Source organism: Pseudomonas agarici (genome assembly GCF_001543125.1).
Taxonomy (GTDB): Bacteria; Pseudomonadota; Gammaproteobacteria; order Pseudomonadales; family Pseudomonadaceae; genus Aquipseudomonas; species Aquipseudomonas agarici.
Map to the genome: position 1 here is coordinate 2928468 of NZ_CP014135.1, position 9669 is coordinate 2938136.

Below are 9669 nucleotides of genomic sequence, written 5' to 3' on the forward strand. Positions count from 1 at the left end.
AGGCGAGCGAGGGAATTGGCCCCTGCGCTGCCGCACGGTCAGGCGTTCCCGGCCACCTGGTGTCGGGCATACCAGGGTCGCCGAGGCACCCGGCGAAACAGGTCGGCCATCTTCTTCTCGTCACCGAAGGTGATACGTAACGCCAATTTCATGGTTTCCGGGTCCATCTCCACGCTCTTGCCGGTCATCAGGCCGGGGGTCGTGCTGCAACCATGAGTGCTCGGCCCCAGCCACGGGTCATCCACCTCGACCCAACGCCCGGGAGCGAACCAGGGAATGCCATTGACCTGTAAGCGCTTAACTTCGCCGGGGTGAAAGCGCTCATGGGCGCCAAACCAGTCCTCGATCCGGTCGTCGATCCAGCCATGAAAATGCCAGAATACCGGATTGACATGAGATGAGAACGGATCGCCAAGAAAGTCGTTTTCCGGCTCGTACCAACGGGCGGCAAAGTCGGCGCTATCGCGGGCCATTGGCACCGGCGCACCATTGGACGGATCCCGTGGAACCGATGCCCAGCGCATATGCAACCAGTCATGCAGACCCAGTTCGATTTCCGAGCCGAACTGCCCCAGCGTCAATCGCGACAGGTAACGTGGGTCGCGGTATTGCGACTCCCACACCAGAAAGTTGCTGTGAAAAGTCTCGGTATTTTTGATATCGCTGACCCATTGCGTGTACTCCGCATCACCGTCAGCCAGCCAGGTCGGCGGAATCGAATAACCGTCATGATTATCGAAATAGCGGACGAAACCCTGGCGATCACGCAGCAACTCGGGCTGCGGCAACGGGAAGCGCTGCCAGGATGGCAGGTCCTGCATCGAACGGGCTGTCGCCAGCATGTGCCGATGCATGAAAAAGAAATCGACGCCCGAGCCATTACGATCCTTGCGCGGGCCACGGGCATCGCGCTCCCGATCACGGGGACCGGGTTGCCAGCCGATGCCCCGCAAGGCGTTCTGCTTGTCCTTGGACAAGGTGTGCCACTTATCGCGGGAGGCATGCCACAACTGGTGGAACAGCCGATGCTCGGCCGATACCAGCCAGGCCAGCAATGTCGGGTTGAGCCCGATACGCTCGCGCGCTTCGGGAAAGCGCCGTTTGACCGCGACAAAGCGACAATCCGCCTCTGGCGCCGCCAACGGTCGATCAAGGCGCAAAACCCGCCCACTCAGCGAAACCACACCGGCATTAGCAAACTCCGCCCAAACTTCGTCGAACACCCCGACGAACTCATAAAGAGGAGCAGCCCTCGGAGCACGCCCATCGAGCAGGCGCCAACGCACTTCAGTCGGCCCGTCGGACAGAAGATCACCCAGCACTTGGTAACGAGGAACATCCGCACCGCGCAGGCCTTGCGTGGTATCCAGGTAGCCACACAAACCTCGCCCGCGTGGGGCGATATCGAGCAATAACCCAAGCGACGCGCCGGGCAACCCTTCGAGACTGGCGTCGCGCCCTTCCAGGCGCAGGTCCCAGACCCCACGCAGGCTATCCGCGCGCTGACGGCCGGCGAGGTCAGGCAGAGCCACCGAAGCCTCGCCCGGAGTGATCGGCTCATCCACCCGGCGCCATTGACGATGCGCGTAATAAGCCGCAGCCACGCCTGCGCCGGTGAGCGCCAAACCCGCGATGAAGCCCCGTCGAGAAATCGTCATTGCCCTACCTGTGTCAGCCATGGAAGCAGGCTTTATCCCAGCTAGAACGTTTTGCGCAGGGGCAAATTTAACGGTATCACGGGTTTGCGCGAGACTGACGGCCAACACCCCGACGCTAAATTTCCCCAGGCCGTCTTCGTTCTCCCCAGATAGCAAAGGCGCCTTTGCGCCGCACCTCCATGGCGAACTTCACTGAGATGGCAATGACTCAACCGCGCTCGACAAAAGCCCTCTGCATCGGGCTTCCCCTGGCCCTGGCCATTTCCATCGGCGCGGCTCTCGTGGTCTGGCATTATGGATTCAGGCACAACCCTGGCTATCCGCTGAAGGTGATGAAGCAAGCCGAGGAGCTGCACGAGCGCCTGCTGTCCTTCGACAGCCACATTACCGTCCCCCTGGATTTCGGCACCGAAGGCCACGAAGCCGACAAAGACGGCAGCGGCCAGTTCGACCTGGTCAAGGCCGCTCGCGGGCGACTGTCGGGCGCGGCGCTGACGGTATTCGGCTGGCCCGAAATCTGGAACGGCCCCAACGCCCCGCACCGCCCCACTGCCGGCTTCGTCGACGAGGCCCGCCACCAGCAGGAAGTCCGCTACAAGATCATCACCGGCCTGGTACGCGACTTTCCCAACCAGGTCGCTATCGCTTATACCCCGGACGACTACCGTCGCCTGCACGGCGAAGGCAAGTTCGCGATCTTCATCAGCATGCTCAACGCCTACCCCCTCGGGCATGACCTGAACCAGCTCGACACCTGGGCCGCACGCGGCATGCGGATGTTCGGTTTCAGCTATATCGGCAACAACGACTGGGCCGACTCGTCGCGGCCATTGCCATTTTTCAATGACTCGCCGGACGCCCTCGACGGCTTGTCGGAGCTTGGCAAGCAGGCAGTGCGGCGCCTTAACGACCTGGGGGTGATCATCGATGTCTCGCAGATGTCGACCAAGGCGCTGGAACAGGTGGCGCAACTGAGTCGCGCGCCCCTGGTCGCCTCCCATTCAGCGCCACGGGCGATGGTCGATATTGCGCGTAACCTCAGCGATAAGGAACTGCAACTGATCAAGAACAGTGGTGGCGTGGTCCAGGTGGTGGCTTTTGGCGGCTACCTCAAGCCCCTGAGTCAGCCGACCCAGGACAAGCTCAATGCGTTGCGCGCCCGCTTCGATCTGCCGCCGCTGCCGAACCTGGCCATGGCCTTGATGCCCGGCGACCCGATCATCGCCGCATGGCCGGAACAGAAGTTCGGCCAATATGCCAATGCGCTCTACGCCATCCTCGACGAAGAACCCAAGGCCACCCTCAAGGACCTGGGTGATGCCATCGACTACACGGTGCGCAAGATCGGCATCGACCACGTGGGTATCAGTTCCGATTTCAACGAAGGTGGCGGCGTCGAAGGCTGGAAAGATGTCAGCGAGATCCGCAACGTCACCGCCGAACTGCTCCAGCGCGGCTATTCGCAAGACCAGATCGCCAAACTCTGGGGCGGCAATTTCCTGCGCGTCTGGGATCAGGTGCAGAACGCCGCACACCCCGTCGCCACCCGTTAATAGCTGTTGTACGGCCCGGTGATTCGTCCTGCCCGACCGGCAGATCGACCGCTGCATGACCTTGTTGAGCGCCACACGCTGATGCTTGACACCTCCCTGCCCACTTGCTCGAGACCCGCTATGAACAGTGTCCCGCCAAACTCCCGCCGATTCTTGTGCCGCTCCTTCAAGGGCCTGGCTGTCCTGGCATGCAGCGCCGCCGTCGGCCTGCTGCTGGGCGCCAACGCCCAGGCCGCGTCGCTGCCAGCACCGGGCAAGGTGTTCAAGGACTGCAAGGACTGCCCGGAAATGGTCGTGCTGCCCACTGGCAGCTTCATCATGGGAACACCGGACGATGAACTTGGCCGTCAACCGGACGAAGGCCCGATGCACCAGGTGACCTTTACCAAACCTTTTGCCATCAGTCGCTTCCAGGTCCTGGCAGGCGAGTGGCAAACCTATATTCGTGAAACCGGCTACAAGATGCCCGATGGCGATACCCGCCCAGGACGCGAGTGCCTGGCCGGCAAACCACGCTACCCACTCTCGCCCAGGCAGCCCGCCGTTTGCATGGACTTTGCCGAAGCCAATGCCTATATCGCCTGGCTGTCGAAAAAGACCGGCCAGCACTATCGCATGGTCAGCGAATCGGTTCGCGAATATGCGGCCCGCGCCGGTAGCACCGGCCCCTTCCCCTTCCCGTTTGACGAAGGCAAGCAATACAGCATCGCCAAACACGCCAATACCTACGGTCCGGAGGACGGCTTCAGCTACACCTCGCCAGCAGGCAGTTTCCCGCCCAACGCCTTTGGTGTGTACGACATGCACGGCAACGTCTACGAGTGGGTCGCCGACTGCGCGCATGACGATTACGTCGGTGCCCCTACCGATGGCAGCCCATGGCTGGAGAAGGAGTGCCGCTTCCAGCAGATCCGCGGCAACGACTGGACCGAAGCACCGATTTTCTCCCGTTCCGGCAACCGTAACGATCTCTATCCGAATGAGCGCGGCGACTGGATCGGTTTCCGTGTCATGCGCGATCTCTGACCCTCTCGCATCACGGTCGCCGACAAGCGGCGGCCGTTTAAATTAAGCCCCCGACCAGTCGTTCTAAAAGGATACCTGCCACCTCCAGCTGCAAGGAACCGCCCTCCATGACTCAGCCAAAGCGCGGAGTGATCAACGAACTGTTCACACTGCTTAAACCCTTCCGGCTCATCGTCGCTCTTTCAACGCTGCTGGGCATGATCGGAGGTCTGAGCGTCACCGTCCTGCTGGCCACCATCAACGCCGCCCTGCACTCGGTCAACGGCCTGACCAGTACCGTGGTCGCGGTGTTTGCCGGCCTCTGCCTATTGGCCCTGCTCAGCTCGATCTGTTCGGACATCGGCACCAATTACGTCGGCCAGCACATCATTGCCAAGCTGCGTAAGGAGTTGGGGGAAAAGGTCCTGTGCGCGCCAATCGAACAGATTGAACGCTATCGCAGCCATCGACTGATTCCGGTACTGACCCATGACGTCGATACCATCAGTGACTTCGCCTTCGCCTTCGCTCCGCTGGCGATCTCTCTGACAGTCACCCTGGGCTGCCTGGGCTACCTGGCCATGCTGTCCTGGCCGATGTTCCTGATGATGCTGGTGGCCATCGCGATCGGTACCACCATCCAGTACATCGCCCGCGCTCATGGGATCAAGGGGTTTCTCGCCGCACGGGATGCCGAGGACGAATTGCAGAAACACTACAACGCCATTGCCGAGGGCGCCAAGGAACTGCGTATTCACCGCCCCCGTCGCCACCGCATGTTCACTTCCGGCATCCAGGCCACCGCCGACCACATTTGTAACACTCAGATCCGTTCAGTGAACATCTTCGTGATTGCCAAGACGTTCGGCTCAATGCTGTTCTTCGTGGTGATCGGCCTGGCCCTCGCCTTGCAGGCGGTCTGGCCCAACAACGACCAGGCGGTCATCAGCGGCTTCGTGCTGGTGCTGCTTTACATGAAAGGCCCGCTTGAACATCTGGTGGGCACGTTGCCCATTGTCAGCCGCGCACAGATCGCCTTTCGCCGTATCGCCGAACTCTCGGAACAATTTTCCTCGCCCGAACCCCACCTGCTGCTCAGCGAGCAGGGCCGTAAGACGCCGGCGGTCAGCAGCCTGGAACTGAACAACGTCAGCTATGCCTTCCCCGCCGTTACAGGCAGCGAAGCCTTCCAGCTCGGGCCTGTCAACCTGCGGATCGAACAAGGTGAAATTACCTTTATCGTGGGTGAAAACGGCTGCGGCAAGACGACCCTGATCAAACTGCTGCTGGGCCTATACACCCCTCAGGTGGGTGAGATCCTACTCAACGGCGCGGTTGTCGATGCTCGCAATCGGGACGACTACCGCCAGTTATTCACCACCATCTTTGCCGACTACTACCTGTTCGACGATATCGTCCAGGGCGATCAGCCTATTCCCGAGGATGCCAACCAGTACCTGCGGCGCCTGGAAATCGCGCACAAGGTCAGCGTGCGCGACGGCAACTTCACCACCACCGACCTGTCCACCGGACAGCGCAAGCGCCTGGCGCTGGTCAATGCCTGGATCGAGGAACGGCCTGTTCTGGTCTTCGACGAATGGGCCGCGGACCAGGACCCGACTTTCCGGCGCATTTTTTATACCGAGCTTCTACCGGACCTCAAACGCCGGGGCAAAACCATCATCGTGATTTCCCACGACGACCGTTACTTCGATGTCGCCGATCAGTTGGTGCGCATGGAGTGCGGCCGCGTCCTGACCGACCGCGCAATGACGTGAAGTACCTGCCCTGAAAATTCTTTCCGGTTTTTCACGGGTGGTTCGTCTCAACAATAATAAGAATAATTCTTAATTACAAAACCACACTTTTGAGGACGGGGACAATGAGCAGCAAACACTCGCCGGCAACACCGCACACACGAGACTCGAAATCCAGATGCTTCTCCAGGCTCGGCCTGAGCACGGCAATCATGCTCGCCTATGCGACTGCGGCCAGTGCACAAGTCATCGACGTCGACGTTCCGGCCCAGCCACTGGGCAACGCGCTGCAGCAGTTGGGCAGCCAGACCAACCTACAGATTCTCTACAGTCCGGATGCCATCCGAAACCTCAAAAGCAAAGCGGTCAAAGGTTCCATCGAAAGCACCCAGGCCCTGGATAAACTGATCGAAGGCACCGGCATCACCTATCGTATCGAAGGTAACACCATCACCCTTGCCGCTCCGGGACACCCCACCAGTACCGGGCTGGAGCTGAGCGAAACGCAGGTGACTGCGCAGGCGCCGGGCAACATCACCGAGAACAGTGACTCCTATACCCTCGGCACCGCCTCGATCGGCGGCAAGACCCAGCAGGCGCTGCGTGAAACCCCACAAACGGTCTCCGTCATCACCGCCCAGCGCATGAAGGACCAGCACTTGACCGATCTGGCCCAGACCCTGAACCAGACCAGCGGGATCACCCTGGTAGGCGGCAATGACGCCAACACCAGGATCCTCTCTCGCGGTTTCAGCCTGAGCAATATCCAGACCGATGGCGGCGCACCGGCAATGCGCGAAGAAAGCTATGAAACCCTGCCAGACATGACGCCCTACGACCACGTTGAAGTATTGCGTGGTTCCGACGGCTTGTACGGCGGTATCGGTGAGCCGGCGGGCAGCATCAACCTGGTGCGCAAGCGCGCACTGGACTACAACCAGTTGAAGATCGAAACCTCCGCCGGTAGCTGGGACAACTATCGCACCATGGTCGATGCCACCGGCCCGCTGGGCTTCGATGGCAAACTGCGGGGCCGGGTCGCCGCCTCCTATGAAGACAAGAAGTACTTCTACGAGCGGGCCGACAGCGAGAAACACGTATTTTATGGCGTCCTGGAGGCTGACGTGACGCCCGACACCCTGGTTACCGCCGGCGGTATCTACGAATGGCGCGATATGGACGGTTACTGGGACGAAGGCCTGCCACGCTACATTTCCGGCGAACCGCTGGGCCTGTCCCGCAGGACTTCCCTGGCGGCGGACTGGTCCACCAACAACTACAAGAAGACCGAAAGTTTCTTCAAGTTGCAGCACCAGATCAACGACAACTGGAAGTTCGACACCAGCTATACCAAGACTAAGTTTGACACCGTGCAGAACCAGGGCCAGGTCGAGGGTCCGATCGATCCGACAATGGCCAAGGGCGGTACGTATCAGCGCTTCATCAGGAACTACACCAACAACCAGGACCTGCTCGACCTGAACTTCCAGGGCAAATTCAACGCCTTTGGCCGTCAGCATGAACTGCTGTTCGGCGCTGACTATACCCAGAGTCGCCGCACCTATTCGGACCACAGTGATTTCAGCAGCGCCATTGCCGTGGACCCGATCAACGATAACGTCGGTTCGTTCCCGGAACCGGCCAGGCCTCCGTTGTACTACGACACGCCATCCTGGGTCGTGCGCAAGACCGGTCTCTATTCGACCTTGAAAGCGCAGCTTGCCGACCCGCTGAAACTTATCGTCGGTGCTCGTTATACCGATTACAACGGCTTCAACCGAGTGGTCGCGCCGTCCTTCAACGCCGATACCACTAAAGGCGGCAAGGAAAGCGGCATCATCACCCCCTACGGCGGCCTGGTCTACGACCTGACTAACCAATGGTCGCTGTACACCAGCTACGCGCAAATTTACAAGCCACAAACAGCCTACATGGACGCTTCGTTCGCGCCATTGAAAGCCATCACCGGCAATACCTACGAATTCGGTACCAAGGGCGAGCTGTTCAACGGCCGCCTGAACGTCTCTTCGGCCCTGTACTATGTCAAACGTGAGAACGAAGCGGTGTCGGTGGGTAACGCCGCGATACCGGGCAGCGGCAACAACTGCTGCTACGTGGCAGCGGGCGAGATTGTCAGCAAGGGTATCGACAGCGAAATTTCCGGTGAACTGCTGCCTGGCTGGCAACTGAGCGCCGGCTATACCTTCAACCTCAACGAACAGTCCAAGGCGACCGATGGTCAGAGCAACGGCAAGCCGATCAGCACCCAGACGCCCAAGCACCTGTTCAAGTTCTTCACCACCTATCAATTGCCAGGGGAGCTGGAGCGCTGGAAAGTGGGGGTGGGCGCTACGCTCCAGAGCGCCAACTATGTCAGCGGCACGGTACAACGGCGGCTTGGCGACGGCTCTCTGAGCCCGAGTGTCGATCCGTTCAGCTACACTCAGGCCGGCTATGCGGTCTGGAACAGCCTGCTTGAATATCGCATCGATGACCACTGGACAGCGGCGCTCAATGGCAACAACCTGTTCGACAAGACCTACTATCAGACCGTGTCCACCAGTTCCTACGGCAACTGGTACGGTGAACCACGCAACTTCATGCTGAGCCTGCGCGGAACCTTCTGATCGCCAAAAAAGATGGACCGATCACCCGGTCCATCTTTCTTCACGCGACCTGCCCTAGCCGCCCTCGCCTCTTTCGAAACTGGCTGCCTAACCGGCAAACGCCTGTTGCAGAACGGCACACAACTCCTCATAGATACCCGACACATCGGCAACACTGCCCATGCGCAACAGGTCATGGGGCAGTCCGCCATACTCACGCATTTCAACCCGAACGCCCTGTTGCCGCAGCTTATGGCCATAAGCCCGCCCCTCGTCGAGCAGCGGATCGAATCCCGCCAGGACAATGAAAGCCGGCGCCACCCCCGACAAATCCTCGGTGAGCAAAGGCGAAAAGCGCCAGTCATGACGATCCCGCTCATCGCGGGCATAGTGTTCGTAGAACCACTCGAGAGTATCGCTTTCCAGGAAGTAGCCTTCGGCAAACAGCTCCATCGACGTGCTGCGCCGTGATGCATCCGTCATGGGATAGCACAGCAGTTGCAGCCTGGGCGTGATCGCGCCAGCCCCGGACGGCTGCCTGGCCGCCTGGGTCGCCAGCACCGTGGCCAGGCTGGCCCCGACGCTGTCCCCGGCAAACACCACCCGATCCACATCCAGACCGTGCCGCGCACCATTGCGCGCCAGCCAGGCCAGCGCATCGGCACAGTCTTGCAGGGCCGTCGGGAATTTATGCTCCGGTGCGCGCCGATAACCTACCGACAGCACCGTACAGGGAGTGCCTGCGCACAACTCACGACAGACCCCATCATGGGAATCGAGGCTGCCCACCACATAGCCACCGCCGTGCAGGAACACCAGTACAGGACTGCTCTGCTGCCCAGCGCCAGTCTCCTGCAAAGCGCCGCGTGGACGATACAGGCGCATCGTGGTGATCTGTCCATCGCGCAAGGGCAGCTCCAGATCGACACACTCCGGCGTCTGTGGCGCAGGCCACTGCAACTGCCGTGTGGTCTGCTCGAACAGCTCTCGTGCCTGCTCCGGGGTCTGCTCATGGAATGGCACCGCCCGGCCCCCCGGACCGCCTTCGGCCAGGTCGATAAAAGCGCTAATGTCGGGATGCAGCATGCAG

6 protein-coding genes are annotated in these 9669 nt (G+C 60.6%); 4 read left to right on the forward strand and 2 right to left on the reverse strand.

All coding sequences use genetic code 11. From position 1 onward, the window contains the following. Positions 1 to 38: 38 nt before the first annotated feature. A complete protein-coding gene (pvdP, locus tag AWM79_RS12880) occupies positions 39 to 1658 on the reverse strand; it encodes a pyoverdine maturation tyrosinase PvdP (protein ID WP_060783015.1) in 1620 nt (539 codons plus the stop codon). 203 nt (positions 1659 to 1861) lie between these two features. Between pvdP and pvdM the strand changes: the two genes are divergently transcribed. From pvdM to AWM79_RS12900, 4 genes are all read left to right on the forward strand, one after another. Continuing rightward, entirely contained in the window at positions 1862 to 3211 is a 1350-nt protein-coding gene (gene pvdM, locus AWM79_RS12885; RefSeq protein WP_017132092.1) for a pyoverdine-tailoring dipeptidase-like protein PvdM, read from the forward strand. Between the two features lie 120 nt (positions 3212 to 3331). After that, positions 3332 to 4237: a dihydropyoverdine dehydrogenase gene (pvdO, locus tag AWM79_RS12890; protein ID WP_017132093.1), complete on the forward strand. Its 906-nt coding sequence runs from the start codon at positions 3332 to 3334 to the stop codon at positions 4235 to 4237. A gap of 107 nt (positions 4238 to 4344) precedes the next feature. Continuing rightward, the gene (locus AWM79_RS12895) at positions 4345 to 5994 is read left to right on the forward strand and encodes a cyclic peptide export ABC transporter (protein ID WP_060783016.1); all 1650 of its coding nucleotides are present in this window, start codon (positions 4345 to 4347) and stop codon (positions 5992 to 5994) included. A gap of 104 nt (positions 5995 to 6098) precedes the next feature. Continuing rightward, positions 6099 to 8600 carry a TonB-dependent siderophore receptor gene (locus tag AWM79_RS12900; protein ID WP_082712618.1) on the forward strand — a complete coding sequence of 834 codons (2502 nt, stop codon included), beginning with the start codon at positions 6099 to 6101 and terminating at the stop codon, positions 8598 to 8600. An 87-nt stretch (positions 8601 to 8687) separates the two neighbouring features. Here AWM79_RS12900 and AWM79_RS12905 read toward each other — a convergent pair whose 3' ends face one another. Further along, entirely contained in the window at positions 8688 to 9665 is a 978-nt protein-coding gene (locus tag AWM79_RS12905) for an alpha/beta hydrolase (RefSeq protein ID WP_017132097.1), read from the reverse strand. Positions 9666 to 9669 lie beyond the last annotated feature (4 nt).